Genomic DNA, 18982 nt, shown 5'->3' on the forward strand with positions numbered 1-18982 from the left:
AGTATCCACTATGCTGCAAAATACAACACAACCTCCCCGGTACAGGGTCGGTGACGAGGAACTTGTAACGGTTATCGCCGACTTTCTCGCGCTGGGCCATGTCGACAATATCATTGCCATGATCCGGCAAGAGTCCCGTTATATTGCCTGGATCGGACGCCTTCTTGAGGATGAGCGGTATTCGGTGCGGATCGGCGTATTGGTCCTGCTGGAAGAGCTCATGTCTTTACATTTTGACCACCTGTCCCTTGCACTGCCGGGATTGATCAGACGTCTGCAGCATCCGGTCGAGTGGGTTCGAGGTGAAGCAGCCAGTGCCCTCGGTATTATCGGCTCGGCCGATGCACTTGCGGCCCTGCCCTCTCTGCTCAACGATCCGTCACCGCAGGTTGCTGAAATCGTCCGGGATATTTTAGAAGAAGCTCATCATGGATAAATTTTTCGGACCAGACGGCCTGCTGGCCCGCGGCCTCCCACACTACCAGTTCCGATCAGGCCAACTGCACATGGCCCAGGCTGTTGCCGACCTGCTCCATACTGACGAACATCTTGCCGCATCGGGACGGGCGGCCTGTCTGGCAATTGAAGCAGAAACCGGACTGGGGAAGACCCTTGCCTACCTTATCCCTGCAGTTTTAAGCGGATACCGGGTTGTGGTGTCCACAAATACCCGTAACCTTCAAGATCAGATCCTTCAACGTGAAATTCCACTGATCACAGAAATTATCCGCCCTGATCTCAAGGCACTCTGTGTCAAAGGCCGTCAGAATTATCTCTGCTTGTACCGATGGCATCAGCTTCAGGCAGGCAGTCAGCACGAACTGTTTACGGCCGGACAACGTCGGGAAATCGAAAACTGGATCAACACGACCCGGCATGCCGACCGCTCTGAACTCACCTGGCTGCCTGCGGATTCACCACTCTGGCAAAAAATTTGCTGTCAGACTCAATTTTGTCTTGGCCAGGATTGTCCGGACGGTTCGGTCTGCTTTCTGCATCACCTGCGTCGCGATGCCGCTGCCAGTGACCTGCTGGTCGTCAATCACCATCTCCTCTTTTCCGATCTAGCTCTGCGTAAAAGTGGGTATGGCGAGGTATTACCCCGATACGAGACCGTTATCTTCGATGAAGCCCACCATCTCGAAGCAGTGGCCACCACCTATTTCGGCTTTACCTTTTCCCGGTATCAGGTCCTTGATCTCTGCAGTGACGTTGAGCGCAGCACGCAAACAGATTTGAGTGTTGAGCACCGTCAACAGATTGTCGAAGCAACAGGTCGACTCACAGCGGCCGTTGAAAAATTTGTCGGCACCTTCCCTGCCGCAAGAGGCCGCTATCTGTTACCGGCACTTCTTGCCAAGTACCCGGAGATCAATCTCCACCGGGATCATCTCGGTGCCGCCCTTTCTCATCTGGCTGTCAGGATGGAAGCGGTCGGGTCATCAGACGGCCCCTGGTCACAGTATAGCAACCGTATCCATGAGCTGGAAGAACGCCTTGCACTCATCACCGCCGAACAGTTTGAAGACATACAGCCTGAAGATGTTCGTCACACCTACTGGTATGAACGAACCGAACGAAACTTCTCACTTTTCGCCACCCCCGTTGATGTGGCTCCAGAGCTTGATGCCACTTTATTCACACAGGTGCGCCACTGTATCTTCACCTCGGCAACGCTGGCCAGCGGCGACGGCTTTCATTATTTTTTAAACCGGTTGGGCCTGCCTGCAGATACCCGCACCTTACAACTGCCATCACCCTTTGATTATCCGGGCCAAACCCTCCTCTATATCCCCGGCAGCGGTTATCCCGAACCCGGCGCCCCGGATCACCCGCATGCCCAGCAAAAAGAAATAGCTACGCTGATCGGTTATGCAGGCGGTAGAACGCTTGCCCTCTTTACTTCCATCGCCGCCATGAATCAGGCGTATGAAGCACTGCATGATACACTGCCCTACCCGCTGCTCAGACAGGGTGACGCCTCGCGCCGGATACTGCTTGAACACTTTCGGGAAACGACTCACTCGGTTTTATTTGCGGTGGCAAGTTTTTGGGAAGGAATCGATGTTCCGGGAGAATCACTCAGTCTGGTCATTATCGATAAATTACCGTTTGAAGTCCCCACTGATCCTGTTATTATGGCCCGCATACAACGAATCAAAGCCTTGGGGGGAAATCCGTTCAAGGACTACCAGGTGCCAAGCGCCATTCTCAGCCTCCGCCAGGGAGTGGGGCGGTTGATGCGTACTGCCGCAGATCGGGGTGTCATAGCCGTCCTGGACACACGTCTGTTCACCAGGGGATATGGCCGACAGTTTCTTCGCAGTCTACCACCAAGCCCAATCACCCGGGAGCAGACCGATGTTGCCGCCTTTTTCAGCACCGCAAACAGACTAACCACGGATGCGCATGTCAGCCACTGAACCTTCAAACTCTGTGCAGGCCGATCCCTTTGCCGAACTGCACAGCGCCGTTGCATCGGCAGTTGCCCGTGTTGAAGCCGCTATACGGGCTGATCTGGAACACGCACTTGACCAATGCGATCCTCTGCTCAGCGAGGTTGTCCATTATGCCCTGTTTAATGGCGGTAAACGCATTCGGCCACTTCTGACCATCCTCTGCTCACGGGGTTGCGGAAGAGACGATGACAACCTGTACCTGCTGGCCGGAGCCTTTGAATATCTGCATGTGGCAACCTTGATCCATGACGATATTATTGACCGGGCGGACCAACGACGCGGCAAGGCAACCGTGATTGCCCATTACGGCATAACCGCGGCAATTCTGGCCGGTGACTGGCTTCACGCCCGCAGCATGTACCTGGTCGGCAAAATGGCCGGGTCCGACAGCCTGGACGTATTCTGTCACGCCACCCAATCAATGGTCAACGGTGAATTCGAACAGCTTCGCCAGATTGCCAATGTCCATGCATCAGAGCAGCAGTACTTTAAGATCATCCGCCAGAAAACAGGCAATCTGATCGCCTCCACCTGTGCCATCGGTGCGCTCTATGCCGGAGCAGATCCACAACAGCAGCACGCACTGAGCACCTACGGCAGCCATATCGGCGAGGCTTTCCAGATAGTCGACGATCTCCTCGATTTTCAGGGGAACACTGCTCAGACCGGTAAACAGGTTGGTAACGATTTTGCAGAAGGTAAGATAACCCTGCCCCTCCTCTATGCCCTCGCCCATGCCACTCCGGAAGATAAGCAGATCATGGAAGACCTGATACAGGGTGATCGCACCCAGCGTTCAGCCTATCAGGATCTGGTGGCAAACATCGAACGCTACGACGGGTTCAGCCGTGCCGCCCATACTGCCCGACAGCTGGTCAGCCAGGCAATCGAAACCATCAAGACCATGACGGTTCATGAAAACGGCGGACAGGCGCTTCACCTGTTACAGATGCTGGCAGCCTACCTGCTCACCCGAAAAAAATAATCTGATCGATCTGCAGCCGCTTCACTGCAAACTGATTAAAAACATGTTTTATGCAGGCTTCCACAGTCATTGCGTCAAACAGCACAACTGCCGTTCTTCCGGAATAACGTTTACGCATGGAGGTCTGTTGACAATCGCCTCACAAACCGCTTGTCCCGGTTGTAAGGTCACTTCCGGCACCAATCTTTCACAACAGAAAACCGTTACACCCGCAGAGCGGGGACAAGAAAGCTGGTATGCTCCTCTTCTCCCTCCATCTCCTCGATGACGCCGGCCCCGTATTGCTGGAGCCGTTGCACAACCTCCACCACCAGATGTTCCGGAGCAGAGGCTCCGGCACTGATACCGACCCGTTCCACATTTGCAAACCACTGCATGTTGATTTCATCCGCATCATCGATCAGAAATGCCGGAGTTTTCTGCAGTTCGGCCACCTCTCGCAACCGGTTGGAATTAGAGCTGTTTTTTGAACCGACAATCAGCACCAGATCAACGGCTCTGGCCAACTGCCTGACCACAGCCTGCCGGTTGGTTGTGGCATAACAGATATCTGTTCGTTCAGGCTCAGATATGAGCGGGAAGTGAGAACGGAGCGTCTTCAGCAGTTCAGCGGTATCGTCAACACTCAGTGTTGTTTGGGTGACATAGCCGATCCTGGCAGGATCTCTCACCTTAAGAGAGGTAATCTCCTCCGGGCTGGACAGCACATGGACCGGTCCGGTGGCCTGGCCGCAGGTCCCCTCGACCTCAGGATGCCCCTTGTGCCCGATCACCAGCACATCAAATCCGTCTTTCTGAAGTCGTATCATCCTCCGGTGTACCTTGGAGACCAATGGGCACGTAGCATCAATAGTCCGCAACCCCAGCTCATGCGCTCGCTTTTCAACCGCCCGGGAAACACCATGGGCACTAAAGATAGTGACTGCACCGCGAGGGACCTCTTCCAGCTCTTCGACAAAAATCGCACCCTTTTGCCGCAGCTCCTCAATAACATGTCTGTTATGAACGATTTCGTGAAGGACATAAACAGGCGGCCTGTAACGTTCCAGAGCCTGGTTGACAATAGTGATCGCTCGATTGACACCGGCACAAAAACCGCGGGGATTTGCAAGAACTATATGGAAGGCCATGGGATTACACTATGATAAAATGGATAAGCAGTTACCCATCAGTCCGGCAGAAACGGCGTTTGCTAGTTGACCAGGGTGTTGAGGACATCGTCTACAGCCAGCGGATAGGGATGATGTTTGCGAAGATAAACCGGCATGTTGTTCCGTGCTTCCCGGGCATCATCTAAACTGTCGTACAGCCCGTGATACACAAAGATGGTGAGCGGATTGGTTCTTTTACGAAAAACATACAGCTGGTTGAGGATAGAATAAAATGCATCCTGCTGCAGCGTATCGCCAACGACCGTCTGCGCCGTATCTGAAGACACTGTCAATAATTGAATGGTATACTTTCCTTTATGCATCCCCGTCAGCCAACTGGCGCTGGCACCGAGCCGTTCCCGATACAGCTGCTCACCGTCCCTCCCTGCCTGCGCCTCTGATATGGCGCCGTCATTTTCTTTCCCGGTTGCAGATGAGGACGGTTCAGCAGCCAAAGACCGGTCAGGTTCATTCGGCGTCGTCTTCCCGGGAAAAAGGGCAGGAGTCTGCTGATCCATCACCACAGGAGAAGCCGGCTCCTGATCGCGATCACCGATCCAGAGGAACACGCCGATGACCAGAAAGGTCACCGGCACCCCAATCAGAACAGCTGTAAACATTCTGTTGGCAGACAGCAGTTCCCAAAGATCATGTACCGACAAAAATTCCCATAGCTCATGGATCTTTTCTTCCCAACGGGGTACATCTTCCTCCTCTTCCGCAAGCACCGGTTCAGCGGCAACAGGCTGATCAACAACGGCCTGATGCTGACAGAAGGCGTGCAAAACCTCTTTGGCCAGGGTGTTGATCATACCGATGTTACCACGGGCGGTTGCTATGATGCGGTCCATCTTCTCTTCATCAAACAGTTCTTCAATCTGCTCTCGCGGCATTCCGGCGGTCTGGAGACAGAAATAGAGATACTGTCGGGTTTCACTGGCCGTCAGCTCATCAAGAGCATATCCGGTATGGATATCAACACTGTTACAAAAGACCGACAGCTGATCCAGATGTGCATCCAAATCAGGGTTTCCGACCAGCAGCGTTGTCCAGCCGGAGTCTTCAGAATTATCGCTGATAAACTGAAGCAGCCGCTCCAGTGTGGCAAGGTAGAGCTTTTCTGCACCATCAATGATCAGCACAAGCCTGATATGTTCGGCCAGCCGCCGTTCGAGCAACCGTGGAAGGACCTCCAGATAATCAGCAGCCTGCCGCCCCCTTGGATCCATGCCCAGTTCAAGGCACATCTCTTTTATCAGATCGTCGAAAGAATCCAATGGAGCCTGCAGCATGATCACCTGATACTCGGACGGCAATCGATCGACAACCATTTGGCAGAGCGTCGTTTTTCCGGAACCTGCTCGCCCGATTACTTTCACGAGTCTCTTGCCAGCCAGGATATCAAGAATCAATGATTGGCATATCTCCTCTCGTCTGGCACCGGAAAAAAAGAGATCAGGATCGGGATTTGCGGAGAACGGCTCGTAACTGAGATGAAAATGTTCGAGATACATGATTGTAATAAACCAACCTGGACTATTATTTCGACAACTTTACCGATTTTAAGGGCGACTGACTGTGCCACCAAGTAAAAAATCACATGTTAACATCTGGTTACCGCAAAGACCGTGCCGCACTCCACACAACAAGTCAATGCACTCCCAGGAAACGAACCATGCCCCTGACACGACCCGCACTGATCCGGCCGCTACTGACCCGTCGTTCTCTGCTTGCAGTGCACATGACAGGGCTTTATCTTGGGTTTTTTCAGCTGGTACAGTAAAATGCCGGATCATTCCTGTAACCTCCACTTCGCCTGACACCAGATGCCAGTTTTTCGACTGATCGACGAACCTGTCTTTCCATCACCTGATCTTGCCGAACCGGACGGCCTGCTTGCCGTTGGCGGCGATCTTGAACCGATCCGCCTGCTGACGGCCTACAGTCAGGGTATTTTCCCCTGGTTTTCTCAAGGTGACCCGATCCTGTGGTGGTCACCGGCCCCGCGTCTCGTCCTGTTCCCTGAGGAATTTCACCTTCCTAAAAGATTGCGGCGCACAATTCGGTCCGGCATATTTACCGTGTCTGCAGATACAGCTTTTGCCGAGGTTGTTGACGGCTGTGCCACCTCCCCTGCCCGACTCGATCAGGGCACCTGGATCACCCCGGAAATACAGGAGGCCTACAACCGACTCCATGAACTCGGTTTTGCCCATTCGATCGAATGCCGGCATAAAGGCCAACTGGCCGGTGGCCTTTACGGCGTTTGTCTGGACCGGGTATTTTTTGGTGAATCAATGTTTACCCGGATTCCAGATGCCTCCAAGGTGGCGCTGGCGTACCTGGTACAACATGCCCTGCTCACGGGTATCGCCATGATCGACTGCCAGATGACCACAGAGCATCTTCTACGCTTTGGGGCCAGAGAACTCAGCCGAAAGGTTTTCCAAACTCAGTTGCATCGTCTTATCGACCACTGCCGGCCTCAGCCCAAATGGTTGATCACCTCAGCAACCGGCAAATAGCTGCGCTGCAAACCTCGCCCTCGCCGGCCTCCTTCACACAAGCTCCTGGGTGCCGGGATGTTGCTCATGCATACACAGATCGTACCTTAAGGGATCAGCCACAATCTGTACTCACAGCACATGTACTTTCTTCATCTTTCCAGCTACCTGTCCATGATATGAATGTCGGAAAACCGATTTACCGTCGTTGCAGGTACGTGCGGGTCACTGTTCGAACTCAAACTCATACCGCAACCCTGAACGAGAGAAATGACGATCGACTTTTTTCAGGCCATACAGATCAGCAACCTGAAAATGGATCTCCCAATCACCTTCCAGATTCGCTCTCCTGCCAAGGTGCAGGACATCAACAATTTTCATCTCTTCAGGCGCCACCGACAGCATCATCAGCAACCGGTTACGGGTTGCCCGCATGACAATAATGCGCTGATTTTTAATGATACGCGTGCCTTTCAACTTCCAGCGTATCTCCACCGCATCTTCCCGCTGAAAATGGATCTTCTGCAATTGAATGCAATCCTTACGGTGTAGCGAAAGACCCCGTGGACTCAGCAGCGCAATCACTCCCTTATCCAGTGGACCGGGTTTGCAGCAGGCTGAAAATTTGATAACCACCGGGTCCAGGGTTGCCAGATCCACCCGGTTAAACGCACCGGTCGGCTGATACAGCGTTGGCCGGCCGGCATAAAGGCCATTACGGATCTCGTAGATCAGCTCGCGCAATCGTACCCTGCCCTCACCCAGTGTCAGGAACAGATCATCCATGGATTCGATATCAAAATAGGTCAGGACATCGGCCATCTCCTCTTTTTCCACCACTTCAAAGGGAACGCCATATCGCCGTAACTCCTGGGAAAGTAAGGATATACCTATCTGACGTGATACGGTTACACGCCGCACTCGAAACGTCTTGGACAACTCTGCCCTGGCCTTTGGTGTCTGACAGAGTTTCTGCAAAGCAGGATCAAAGTATACCTGCTCTTCCTGCCTGATAATTTTAATCACCTGCCCATCACGCAGCTGGTAATCCAATCCGACCCTTTTCTGACCGATCATAGCGCCGATACAACTGTGCCCGATGGCCGTGTGGACCCGGAAAGCAAAATCAAGAACAATGGAATTAACCGGCAGACAAATCAAATCGCCCTGGGGTGTGTAGGTATAAATCTCCTTTCGGCCACTGGCAGCAATCATATCCCGGTAGCTGACCGAATCGTCACTGCCGAGGATATCGAACATCTCCTGAATTTCCTGGAAAAACTTGCTGCTGGCCTTGTTGTCTTTCCCCCAGTCGCGCACCATGCCCCGCTGGGCTCTCCTGGCCATCTCCTCTGTTCTGATTTTAAACAGATATGTTCGACCGGCGATATTAGGCCGGGCATGGAGCCCCTGGTACCCCGTAGGCTTGGGACTGGCAATAAAATCGCGGATTGTTCGGGGTGTCGGCGGATACAGCTGATTTAAAATCCCCAGTGCCTGGTAACAGCCCAACCTGGTTTCCATTAAAATCAACATCTCCTGCGGGCTTTCAATCTCTTTAATCAGAATGCGATTGCGGATGTCATAATACGCCCATAATCCTTTGGTCCGCAGGGAGACCTTGCCCTGCACCCCCTGTCGGTCAATCGCTGCCTGGACATTGGCGACAATCTGCAAAGATTCGGGATTGTCTCGTAAACTGTTGATATGCAGTTGCAACCGATTCCCCTGTCGAGGAAATTTGAAGGCCAGCGCCAGATTGTACAGCTCACGTTTAATGCCGAACAAACCGAGGATATTTGCCAGGGGAGCATAGATGTCCAAGGTTTCGTCGGCAATCTTCTGCCGCTTGTGCCTCGGCATGCTGGAGAGGGTGCGGAGATTGTGCAGACGATCGGCCAGTTTGACGATCATCACCTCCAGTTTGGCGGCCGCTCCGGAGAAAATCTTCCGGTGAACCAGCTTTTTGAAACTCTGCCGGTCACCGCTGTAGTGGGTTACCTTGGTACACCCTTCAACGATCGCCTCGACGTTTGCCCCGAATTTTTGACGAATCAGCTCACTGGTAACCTCCTCAACATCTTCGAGCGTATCATGCAGCAAGGCTGCCGCCAGAATTTCCGGATTGCGGATATCCAACTCTTCGGCCAAAATCCGAGCCACTGAACACGGGTGCATAATGTACGGGTCGCCGGAGCGCCGCCACTGTTCACCGTGCGCATCAACAGCAAAATCCAGGGCATCCCAGAACACCTTTGCTTCCGGTCGGTCACCGATGAAAGGGTACATGGTCTGGCGATATGCTTTGAGATCAAACTTAACGTATTGCATTGCTTATGATGTCAGCGCTCATGGCTTTTTCTTTTTTTCCAGTCCAAATGGTGTATGTTCACGGCAGTTTCATTAAATAAAAGTACACTTTAACAGAGAGCTTCAAGCGAACAAAGCAAATTATATCAACGAAAACTTAAAGATACTCATCAAACGGAAAACAAAAAGAGATGGCGAAAAAAATTTTCCCTAGCCGCAGACGATCAAGACCGATTTACAAAAAACGCAGGCCATCCGGCCCTCGTGGTAAAGATCACGACCACCTGCAGGCATCCATCCTCACACTACTGACAGGGCAGGAGAAACCACTGACAGCGGACGAGATCGCAAACGCTCTGTATCTGCACCATACACAGTCATCTTTACTCCGTAAAACACTGGGACAGATGCTCGCAGCAGGTACCCTTCTTAAAAAAGGAAAACTCTTTACCGCAGCTGATAAACCTGAACAGCTGCAGGGTACCCTTGACCTGACCAGTAAAGGTTTCGGATTTGTTACCCCTGAAGGTGAGCAGATTAAAGGCGGCAAAGATGTGTACATCGCTCAGCAGAACCTCAACACCGCCGGTCCCGGTGACACGGTCCTGATAGCCATCATCGGCAGCACGTCAAGGGGCCGAAGGGAAGGTCGTGTGCTCAGGATAATGCACCGGGCTGTCACCCGGATATGCGGTGTGTACAATCTGACAGCAGTCGGTGGTCAGGTCCTTCCGGATGACAGTCGCCTCCCCTACGCTCTTTTTATTCCTCAGGGCGAAGATCTTGACGCCCAGGATGGCATGGCCGTGGTGGCGGAAATCACTCACTACGGTTCTCAGCAACAGGGCCCAACCGGCCGGGTCACCGAAGTCCTTGGCGATCCGCGCCAGGCCGGTGTGCAGATTCGCATGGCAATACAGCAGTTTTCCCTGCACGAGCAGTTTCCGGTCGCGGCTGAAGAGGAGGCTTCCCGTTTACTCCCCGTCACCCAGGCCCAGGGCGACCGTATTGACCTGCGTCACGTGCTCCATGTGACCATTGACGGTGAGGATGCCCGGGACTTTGATGATGCCATCTGTGTGGAGCGCCGGAAGGATGGGTTTGTCCTTTATGTGTCCATTGCCGATGTCGGTTTTTACGTTCAGCCCGGATCTTCCATTGATCAGGAAGCCTATCTCCGCGGCACCAGCATCTATCTCCCGGACCGGGTGTTGCCGATGTTACCTGAGCGGTTATCCAACGATCTCTGCAGCCTGATGCCTGATACCGATCGTCCTGCCTTTACCGCTGTTCTGGAATTCGATAACACCGGCCAACGAATGGCTGAGCGCTATCACAAGAGCCTGATCCGCAGTAAAAAACGCCTGACATACACCACAGTCAACCAGATTCTCTCAGATCACGATCAAGAGGTCCGCTCCGCTCATGCAGAGCTGGTGCCGATGCTGGAACAGGCCAACCACCTGGCCGCACTCCTGAACAACCATCGGGCCCGGCGCGGCAGCCTTGATTTCAATCTGCCGGAGCCGGTGATCAGCCTGCAAGGCGACAGGGTGGTCAATATCAGCCAGGCTGAACGGTACGAGGCCCACCTGCTGATTGAAGCCTTTATGCTGGCAGCCAATGAGGCGGTGGCTGAAAGCCTGAGTAAAGCAAAGTTGCCGGTGCTCTATCGTATTCATGAACCACCGGATCCCGCCAAGCTGGAGACCTTTACCGATGCCGCGCACGCTTTGGGCATCCACACACCACGCTCAGCCATGGGACCGAGCTGGTTTGCACAGATCATAGCTCAGGCTAAACACTCACCGAGTGAGTACATTGTCAACAGTCTGTTGCTTCGCACCCTGCAGCAGGCCCGGTATTCTCCGGAAAACACTGGCCACTTCGGTCTTGCCGCCCCCTACTACCTCCACTTCACCTCACCGATCCGCCGCTATCCGGACCTGATAGCTCACCGGGTTCTTCAGGCTCTCCTCACCGGAACGGCGGAACAACCACTCACACCTCAACAAAAAACCGATCTTGTCGAAGCAGGTACGCATCTCTCGCAGTGTGAACGCAAAGCCATTGATGTCGAACGCAACATCCACGCCCGCTGCTCAGCGCTGTATCTGCTGGACCAGGTCGGAAATGTATTTACCGGTATCATCTCCGGTGTCAGTGCGTCAGGTCTGTACATCATGCTCGATGATTCCTTTATCAGCGGCATGATCCCGCTGTCGAGCATGACCGATGATTACTATCTTTATGACAGTCGCCGCTACCGGTTGATCGGAGAGAACAGGCATCAGATCTACCAGCTGGGCAATCGGGTGCACGTTCGTCTTGATCGTGTTGACCTTCTTGACAAACAGCTTTCTTTCTCGCCGGCAACCGACTGATACCTGCTGGGCGGATCATGCACCCGGCAGAGGAATACGCCAGAGAGACCTCCCTGGTTTTTCTTGACGAACAGCGACATATCAAATAGAAGACATACTTTAATCAGCATGAGCAATGCACAAATGTTGGAACCAACAGAGAGGTTCCACCCAATTTTTCCAAAGGATACCACCATGGAAAACAGCAGCTGGCTTTCGAGTATTTTAACGAATCCCTTCTTACGCGGATTAACCATCGGTCTGTTTATCGCCATCATTCTCTGGATCCGCGGCTGGTTCAAAGCCAGAGAGCTCAACGGCAACCTCAAGAAACTCCGTGAACATCTCCACACCAAACTGGAGATCGATTCTGCTGAAAATGAACGGCGCAAAGAGGAGATGAGCAAAGTCAAACAGGAACGGGACAACCTGCGCAACATGGTTCAGGTGCTCAACCAGAAACCCGGTCGCCAGGAACTGCGCCAAGTCCAGGTCTATCAGAAAGCAATTGAGATCATGTTTGAAAAGTCACCGGGATTTGCTCCGGCCTGGCAGATTACGGTGAAAGAAGCTGAAGAGGAAATCAAACGGGCAGAGCGCGGCATTATCCCGTTTTTCAAACGCATGACCACCACCGGCTCCGGGACTGAGAAATCTTCAAAAAAACCTCTGGAGCTGGAACAGTCAACAGATCACTGATTTAATCGTCCTTACCTGAGTGTGAAACGACAGATATCAACGAATCGCCTCCGACAGATTGCGATCATCCTCGTTGAACCGAAATACCCGGAAAACATAGGAGCATCTGCTCGAATTGCGTCTAACTTCGGCATAACAGAGCTGATCGTGGTCAGCAATGAACTGTTCGACCAGGAACGCATGCTCAAAATGGCAACCCATAAGGCCGCACATCTTATCCGGAGGATGCACACCTGCGCCACAACAGGCCAGGCAGTCGCCCCGTTTCATCTGGTCGTCGGCACCACCGCGCGACAGGGACGACAACGCCTCCCGGATCAGACACCGCGTGAAGTCATGGCAGAGGTTGCGCCTTTTCTGGCCGACAACCGCATTGCACTCATGTTTGGCCCTGAAAGCACGGGATTAAGCAACGAAGACCTGGATTTCTGTCAGTTTGCATCCACAATCCCCACCGCTGATTTTTCTTCTTTGAATCTGGCTCAAGCAGTGGCGATCCATTGCTATGAACTCTATTCCACCGTGCACAGCCACCCCTTTGCAGCAATCCCCAAATCAGAATTTGCCAACTCCTTTGATATGGAAGGCATGTACAGTCATATCAAGGAAGCCCTGAACGAAATCACCTTCCTCCAGGATACCAACCGGGCCTACTGGATGCGCAACATCCGGCAACTTCTTGGCCGCATACATCTTAAGAAGAAGGAGGCCAGTATGATCCGCGGCATCTGTCGCAAACTGCTCTGGCACAGTCGACAACAGATGCCGGTAATGCCGGAATCACCGTCTCACGAAAAAAGACCGCAATAACATACCAGTCAGACCCCTTCCAGGGGACAGGCGCTGCAATCGGGTTTACTTTTTTTGCAGTACTTCTTCCCTGCACACACCAACAGGGCATGGTATTCATTAAACAGGGCAGGATCATTGGGCAGATGATCCATGAACAACTCCTGTATACTTTCGTAATCATACTCAGGATCAACGACTTCATGACGCACCAGAATACGGTGAGTATAGGCGTCAACCACAAAGATGGGAAGATGTGCGGCATACAGCAGTATGGTATCAGCGGTCTCCCTGCCGATACCTTTGACCGAGAGAAGTTCTGTGCGAAGCAGAGGCAGCGGCTGATCAAGAAAGTCGTCAAGACTGCCGTTATGGTGCTCATTGATCAAGGCCAGCAGATTATGCAGCCGACCGGCTTTAACGTTATAGTAGCCGCTGGGACGGATATACTCGGCCAACAACCCGGTGGGCAGTGACGATAAAGCCTCCAGGGACATCAGACCGGCAGTTTTCAGATTGGCAATCGCTCGTTCAACATTGCTCCAACTGGTATTTTGCGTGAGGATAGCGCCGACCGCCACCTCCAATGCCGAGTCAGCAGGCCACCAGTGCTGTGGCCCGAACTCCGATAACAGACGATCGTACATGATTGACAGCCGTTCGGCAGTACGCATGGCAAACACTCTGAAAAAGGTTAATCGCCCAGACAGATACCGATATCGCGAGCTGTGCGTACCTTATCGCTTTCCAGATCCACTTTCTTCCGATGTCGAATAGCTTCAGCAATAGGCACTGCGGTCATGGTGGACGAGGCCAAGGCCACCATGTGATCAAAGACACCCTGCTCAGCCAAACGCACTGCTGCTGTGCCGAAACGAAGGGCCAGCAACCGGTCAAATGTTGTGGGTGAGCCACCGCGTTGCAAATGTCCCAGCACAAGGGAACGGGTATCCTTCTTCAGCCGCTGACGAATCTGGTCGGCAACCCACTCACCCACACCACCGAGAATCACCTCCGAACGCCCCATTTCCCCCTGCCCTTTGCTGATAACCTCCCCATCCTCAGCGCGGGCTCCTTCCGCCACGACGACAATCGAGTAATGCTTGTTATGGAGCTCATTATCACTGATTTTGGCATAGATAGATTCAATCTTGAAAGGTATTTCCGGAATGAGAATTATATCAGCTCCACCGGAAATACCCGAGTACAGTGCAATCCAGCCGGAGTCCCGTCCCATAACCTCAACCACCATGACCCGATCATGCGACTTGGCCGTTGAATGCAGTTTATCGAGGGCATCAGTGGCAGTGGACACAGCAGTATCAAAACCAAAGGTTCGATCCGTTGCCTCCAGATCATTATCAATCGTCTTGGGTACACCGATGACCGGCATGCCTTTTTGAGCAAAGCGGTGGGCAATATCCAAACTGCCGTCACCTCCAACGGCAATATGGCAAAAAAAGCCCATCCGGTTGAAATTATCTAAAATCTTATCTGAGATATCAACAATTTGAATCTCACCGGCCAGATTTTCCACTGGCTTACAAAAGGGATTCCCCTTATTCGTGGAACCAAGAATGGTCCCCCCCTGTGAAAGAATACCTTCCACGTCTTCGGGGATGAGTCGAACAAGATCATCCCGGTCGAGAAGTCCGCCGTATCCTGCCCGGCTGCCGTACACTTCCCATCCCTTCCTCGTTGCTGAAGTAACCACGGCAAAGATAACGGCATTCAACCCTGGTGCATCGCCGCCGCCGGTGGAAATAAGCAATTTTTTTCGCATAATGTCCCCATGTATAAAAAAATATCTCTATTCTTCAATCCAAATGACAAAGAACTGTAAAAAATATCTATTCCCTTGACAGTCATTGCATTAAAAATGTTGTATTTTACTCCACTTTTCAAACCGTATCAACTGTTGGCACTGCTCTTTACCTGCGTTATTATTGCGCTTGTCAGACAACTTTATATCAGTACTTCCACAGCGTGCCGGTTATTTTTCAGTCAGACATCATTTTCCCTCTGGTTCAATGGTTGACGTAATCCTGAATGGGCCTTATTTTGCCAGGAATCACAGCACCTCTCCTTTTGGTCGACAAAAGGAGCTTTTTACTTTTAAGGAGGCGGAATGTTTGAAGTAACAGCCCTTGCTGTCAACAATCTGAAAGCTTATCTGGAGCAGAACAACATCAGTTCTGCAATTCGCATCGCACTGATGCAGGGCGGCTGCAGTGGCCCATCTCTTGGGCTGGCTCTGGATGAACCAAAGGATAGCGACAAAGTGTACGAGGATGACGGCTTGAAGTTTCTGGTTGACAATGATCTGCAGGAACAGTGCGGAGCCGTCAAGGTTGATTTCATTGAAGCCGGATACCGGTCCGGATTCTCCATCACCTCCGCCAACTCACTGGGTGGAGGCGGCTGTAATACTGGATCCTGTGGATGTTCTTGCGGTTGATTGTTCAGCATACAGTGGTTGACGTAACCCTGAATGCGCCTTATTTTGCAGACATCATAACATCTCTCCTTTTGACCGACAAAAGGAGCTTTTCACTTTTAAGGAGGCGGAATGTTTGAAGTAACAGCCCTTGCTGTCAACAATCTGAAAGCTTATCTGGAGCAGAACAACATCAGTTCTGCAATTCGCATCGCACTGATGCAGGGTGGCTGAAGTGGCCCATCTCTTGGGTTGGCTCTGGATGAGCCAAAGGATAGCGACAAAGTGTACGAGGATAGCGGCTTGAAGTTTCTGGTTGACAATGATCTGCTGGAACGGTGCGGAGCCGTCAAAGTTGATTTCATTGAAGCCGGATACCGGTCCGGATTTTCCATCACCGCCACCAACCCGCTGGGTGGTGGCAGCTGCAGTGTTGGGTCCTGTGGAGGCTCTTGCGGCTGATTGTTCATCGCGCTCGAGAAAAGGCCCCTGCGTCGCATGCGACACAGGGGCCTTTTTTTATGCCTGCAAAAAACCCCTGCAGTCATGGGTCAAAATCTTGACACGTCAGGCTTTATCCTTATCGTCTTTCATGTTCAAACGAATTAACCATCTGTTTTTCAATAAAAAAAACAGGAAAGGAGAGAAGATATGCAACTTGACAAATTTACCCTCAAATCACAGGAGGCCATCCAGGCTGCCCAGCAGCTTGCACAAGCCGCCAACAATCAGGAATTACAGCCTGAGCACCTGGTTAAGGCCATCCTTGAACAGCCTGAAGGGGTGGTGGTACCGGTTCTGCAAAAAATGGGCGTTACTCCAAGTCTTGTTCTCAAGGAAACCAATGCGCTGATCAACGGGCTTCCCAAGGTGAGCGGATCAGGAGCCGGACAGACCTATGCCTCGAATGCTTTCAGAAATCTGCTTGAACAGGCGTTCAAAACCGCTGCCAACATGCAAGATGAATATGTCAGTCAGGAACACCTGTTTTTGACCATCCTTGCAGACAGCTCTTTAAAAGCTGCTGTCATGCTGAATCGACTGGGCATCGACAGTAAGGGGTTTCTGCAAGCGCTGATGGCTATACGCGGCAGCCAGCGCGTTACCGATCCCTATCCGGAAGACAAGTACCAGGCCCTGGAAAAGTATGCCCGCAACCTCACCGATGTTGCCCGGATGGGCAAACTCGATCCGGTCATCGGGCGGGACGAGGAGATTCGCCGGATTATACAGGTTCTTTCCCGGCGCACCAAAAACAATCCCGTTCTTATCGGCGAACCGGGTGTAGGTAAAACCGCCATTGTCGAGGGGCTGGCACAGCGTATTGTCAACGGTGACGTTCCCTCAACACTGCACGGCAAACAGGTGATAGTCCTTGATCTCGGTTCACTCCTCGCCGGTGCCAAGTACCGCGGAGAATTTGAAGATCGACTCAAGGCTGTTCTCAAAGAGGTGGAGAGTCGCGCCGGTGAAATCATCTTGTTTATTGACGAAATCCACACCCTGGTCGGTGCCGGAGCAGCTGAAGGCTCGATGGATGCCTCCAACATGCTGAAGCCTGCCCTGGCCCGTGGTGAGCTGCACTGCGTCGGTGCAACGACCCTGGATGAGTATCGGAAGTACATCGAAAAAGACGCGGCCCTTGAACGTCGCTTTCAACCGGTTCTTGTGCAGGAACCAAGCGAAGAAGACACCATCGCCATCCTGCGCGGTATCAAGGAAAAATATGAGGTGCATCATGGTGTTCGTATCCAGGATGCAGCGACTGTGGCTGCTGTTACACTTTCCAGCCGATATATTACCGACCGTTTTCTGCCGGACAAGGCCATTGATCTGATCGATGAGGCAGCCTCACGGCTGCGGATTGAAATCGACTCCATGCCCACCGAGATCGATCAGCTGGAACGAAAAAAAATCAAACTCGAAATCGAACAGGAGGCCCTTAAAAAAGAAAAGGACCCTGCTTCCAGTGAACAGCTGGCAAAAGTTCGTGAAGAGCTTGCCAATCTTGACGACTCCCTCAAAGCGATGAAAGGGCAGTGGACCCTGGAAAAAGATATCATCCAGTCCATTCGTGATATCAAGGCACAGATTGACCAGGCACATATGGAGGAGCAGCGGGCTGAACGGGCCGGCGAACTCAGCAAGGTTGCTGAAATCCGTTATGGCCGGATTGTACAGTTGCACAAAGAACTTGAAGCTGCCAATGCCCGGCTGGGTGAGATCCAACAGCAGCACCAGATGCTCAAAGAGGAGGTATCGGCTGAAGATGTGGCAACCGTTGTTGCCAAATGGACCGGTATTCCGGTGGACAGACTGCTTGAAGGCGAAAAGGAAAAACTGGTCCAGGCTGAAGCCGTACTCGGCGAACGGGTGATCGGTCAGCGTGAAGCTATCGGCGCGGTGGCCAATGCAGTGCGACGGGCGCGCGCCGGACTCCAGGATCCGGATCGACCGCTCGGAAGTTTCATCTTTCTCGGCCCCACCGGTGTCGGCAAGACTGAGCTGGCACGCAGCCTGGCGGATTTTCTTTTTGACTCGGAGCACGCCATGATTCGCATCGACATGTCCGAATACATGGAGAAGCACTCCGTCGCACGGCTGATTGGAGCGCCTCCCGGCTATGTCGGTTATGACGAGGGCGGCATGCTGACGGAAGCGGTTCGTCGCCGGCCCTATGCAGTTATTCTGCTCGACGAGATTGAGAAAGCGCATCCTGATGTGTTCAACGTTCTCCTGCAGGTGCTTGACGACGGGCGAATGACCGACGGCAAGGGACGGACAGTGGACTTCAAGAACACCATCCTCATCATGACCTCGAACCTCGGCAGCCATATTATCATGGAAATGGCACAAACAGATCCGGAGACCATGCATCGGCAGATCGATGATCTCCTGCATCGTCAATTCAAACCCGAATTTCTTAATCGAATTGATGAGATCATCACCTTCCACAGCCTGACCCGTGACAACCTGTTCGCCATCGTGGATATTCAAATCAAGCGGATGAGAAAACGGCTGGCTGATCGCAAGTTCAAGGTCACCTTGACCAAAGAGGCAAAACAGTTTCTTGTCAACACCGGCTATGATCCGGCCTTTGGCGCCCGACCGCTGAAACGTGCGATCCAGCGGCATATTGAGGACCCGCTTGCTCTTGAAATACTCGAGGGCCGCTTCAACGAAGGTGACCACATCCTCATTGACCAGAGCCTGGACAACCGCCTCATCTTCACCAAACAGTAACATCACCCTTCTCCCCTTCCTGCAAATCTGCAGGAAGGGGGC

Annotated in this window: 15 protein-coding genes; 10 read left to right on the top strand and 5 right to left on the bottom strand. The window is 52.6% G+C overall.

The window, feature by feature from the left end; genetic code table 11:
* Window positions 1-10 precede the first annotated feature (10 nt).
* From HP555_RS00610 to HP555_RS00620, 3 genes are read left to right on the top strand one after another with little or no spacing between them, the layout of a single operon-like run.
* Entirely contained in the window at window positions 11-436 is a 426-nt protein-coding gene (locus tag HP555_RS00610) for a HEAT repeat domain-containing protein (RefSeq protein ID WP_199263299.1), read from the top strand.
* Window positions 429-2423, top strand: coding sequence for an ATP-dependent DNA helicase (locus HP555_RS00615; RefSeq protein ID WP_199263300.1), 1995 nt, complete (start codon window positions 429-431; stop codon window positions 2421-2423). The genes HP555_RS00610 and HP555_RS00615 overlap by 8 nt, the downstream gene beginning before the upstream one ends.
* Complete coding sequence (locus tag HP555_RS00620) at window positions 2410-3444, top strand: polyprenyl synthetase family protein (protein WP_199263301.1); 1035 nt, start codon at window positions 2410-2412, stop codon at window positions 3442-3444. Before HP555_RS00615 ends, HP555_RS00620 begins: the two co-directional genes overlap by 14 nt.
* Window positions 3445-3647: 203 nt before the next feature.
* Here the strand turns inward: HP555_RS00620 and ispH are convergent, their stop codons facing one another.
* Both ispH and HP555_RS00630 read right to left on the bottom strand, forming a co-directional pair.
* Window positions 3648-4574 (bottom strand): 4-hydroxy-3-methylbut-2-enyl diphosphate reductase, encoded by a 927-nt coding sequence (gene ispH, locus HP555_RS00625; RefSeq protein ID WP_199263302.1) that lies wholly within the window; start codon window positions 4572-4574, stop codon window positions 3648-3650.
* Window positions 4575-4636: 62 nt separating this feature from the next.
* Window positions 4637-6109: an AAA family ATPase gene (locus tag HP555_RS00630; protein ID WP_199263303.1), complete on the bottom strand. Its 1473-nt coding sequence runs from the start codon at window positions 6107-6109 to the stop codon at window positions 4637-4639.
* 312 nt (window positions 6110-6421) lie between these two features.
* Between HP555_RS00630 and aat the strand changes: the two genes are divergently transcribed.
* Complete coding sequence (aat, locus tag HP555_RS00635; RefSeq protein ID WP_199263304.1) at window positions 6422-7120, top strand: leucyl/phenylalanyl-tRNA--protein transferase; 699 nt, start codon at window positions 6422-6424, stop codon at window positions 7118-7120.
* A 204-nt stretch (window positions 7121-7324) separates the two neighbouring features.
* Here aat and HP555_RS00640 read toward each other — a convergent pair whose 3' ends face one another.
* Complete coding sequence (locus HP555_RS00640; protein ID WP_199263305.1) at window positions 7325-9430, bottom strand: RelA/SpoT family protein; 2106 nt, start codon at window positions 9428-9430, stop codon at window positions 7325-7327.
* Window positions 9431-9600: 170 nt separating this feature from the next.
* Here HP555_RS00640 and rnr point away from each other — a divergent pair, with 170 nt between their 5' ends.
* From rnr to HP555_RS00655, 3 genes are all read left to right on the top strand, one after another.
* Complete coding sequence (gene rnr, locus HP555_RS00645; protein WP_199263306.1) at window positions 9601-11793, top strand: ribonuclease R; 2193 nt, start codon at window positions 9601-9603, stop codon at window positions 11791-11793.
* A gap of 174 nt (window positions 11794-11967) precedes the next feature.
* Window positions 11968-12471, top strand: coding sequence for a hypothetical protein (locus HP555_RS00650; protein WP_199263307.1), 504 nt, complete (start codon window positions 11968-11970; stop codon window positions 12469-12471).
* Between the two features lie 21 nt (window positions 12472-12492).
* Complete coding sequence (locus tag HP555_RS00655) at window positions 12493-13281, top strand: RNA methyltransferase (protein WP_199263308.1); 789 nt, start codon at window positions 12493-12495, stop codon at window positions 13279-13281.
* A gap of 8 nt (window positions 13282-13289) precedes the next feature.
* Here the strand turns inward: HP555_RS00655 and HP555_RS00660 are convergent, their stop codons facing one another.
* Together HP555_RS00660 and HP555_RS00665 are read right to left on the bottom strand one after the other, a co-directional pair.
* Window positions 13290-13934 (bottom strand): endonuclease III domain-containing protein, encoded by a 645-nt coding sequence (locus HP555_RS00660; RefSeq protein WP_199263309.1) that lies wholly within the window; start codon window positions 13932-13934, stop codon window positions 13290-13292.
* A 20-nt stretch (window positions 13935-13954) separates the two neighbouring features.
* On the bottom strand, window positions 13955-15043 hold the full coding sequence (locus HP555_RS00665; protein WP_199263310.1) for a 6-phosphofructokinase: 1089 nt from the start codon (window positions 15041-15043) through the stop codon (window positions 13955-13957).
* Between the two features lie 345 nt (window positions 15044-15388).
* On the opposite strand from HP555_RS00665, the gene HP555_RS00670 reads away from it, so the two are divergent.
* From HP555_RS00670 to clpB, 3 genes are all read left to right on the top strand, one after another.
* Window positions 15389-15718: an IscA/HesB family protein gene (locus HP555_RS00670; RefSeq protein WP_199263311.1), complete on the top strand. Its 330-nt coding sequence runs from the start codon at window positions 15389-15391 to the stop codon at window positions 15716-15718.
* Between the two features lie 111 nt (window positions 15719-15829).
* Window positions 15830-16159 (top strand): IscA/HesB family protein, encoded by a 330-nt coding sequence (locus tag HP555_RS00680; protein ID WP_408639831.1) that lies wholly within the window; start codon window positions 15830-15832, stop codon window positions 16157-16159.
* Window positions 16160-16348: 189 nt separating this feature from the next.
* On the top strand, window positions 16349-18940 hold the full coding sequence (gene clpB / locus HP555_RS00685; protein WP_199263314.1) for an ATP-dependent chaperone ClpB: 2592 nt from the start codon (window positions 16349-16351) through the stop codon (window positions 18938-18940).
* The last annotated feature ends 42 nt before the right edge of the window (window positions 18941-18982 follow it).

Source organism: Desulfobulbus oligotrophicus, from assembly GCF_016446285.1.
GTDB lineage: Bacteria > Desulfobacterota > Desulfobulbia > Desulfobulbales > Desulfobulbaceae > Desulfobulbus > Desulfobulbus oligotrophicus.

Bases quoted from the DNA above. Each gene is read 5' to 3' on its own strand.
- HP555_RS00640 (WP_199263305.1), bottom strand. From the start codon at position 9,430: ATGCAATACGTTAAGTTTGATCTCAAAGCATATCGCCAGACCATGTAC.
- HP555_RS00665 (WP_199263310.1), bottom strand. From the start codon at position 15,043: ATGCGAAAAAAATTGCTTATTTCCACCGGCGGCGGCGATGCACCAGGG.
- HP555_RS00610 (WP_199263299.1), top strand. From the start codon at position 11: ATGCTGCAAAATACAACACAACCTCCCCGGTACAGGGTCGGTGACGAG.
- HP555_RS00670 (WP_199263311.1), top strand. From the start codon at position 15,389: ATGTTTGAAGTAACAGCCCTTGCTGTCAACAATCTGAAAGCTTATCTG.
- ispH (WP_199263302.1), bottom strand. From the start codon at position 4,574: ATGGCCTTCCATATAGTTCTTGCAAATCCCCGCGGTTTTTGTGCCGGT.
- aat (WP_199263304.1), top strand. From the start codon at position 6,422: ATGCCAGTTTTTCGACTGATCGACGAACCTGTCTTTCCATCACCTGAT.
- HP555_RS00630 (WP_199263303.1), bottom strand. From the start codon at position 6,109: ATGTATCTCGAACATTTTCATCTCAGTTACGAGCCGTTCTCCGCAAAT.
- clpB (WP_199263314.1), top strand. From the start codon at position 16,349: ATGCAACTTGACAAATTTACCCTCAAATCACAGGAGGCCATCCAGGCT.
- HP555_RS00660 (WP_199263309.1), bottom strand. From the start codon at position 13,934: ATGCGTACTGCCGAACGGCTGTCAATCATGTACGATCGTCTGTTATCG.
- HP555_RS00650 (WP_199263307.1), top strand. From the start codon at position 11,968: ATGGAAAACAGCAGCTGGCTTTCGAGTATTTTAACGAATCCCTTCTTA.
- HP555_RS00620 (WP_199263301.1), top strand. From the start codon at position 2,410: ATGTCAGCCACTGAACCTTCAAACTCTGTGCAGGCCGATCCCTTTGCC.
- HP555_RS00615 (WP_199263300.1), top strand. From the start codon at position 429: ATGGATAAATTTTTCGGACCAGACGGCCTGCTGGCCCGCGGCCTCCCA.
- rnr (WP_199263306.1), top strand. From the start codon at position 9,601: ATGGCGAAAAAAATTTTCCCTAGCCGCAGACGATCAAGACCGATTTAC.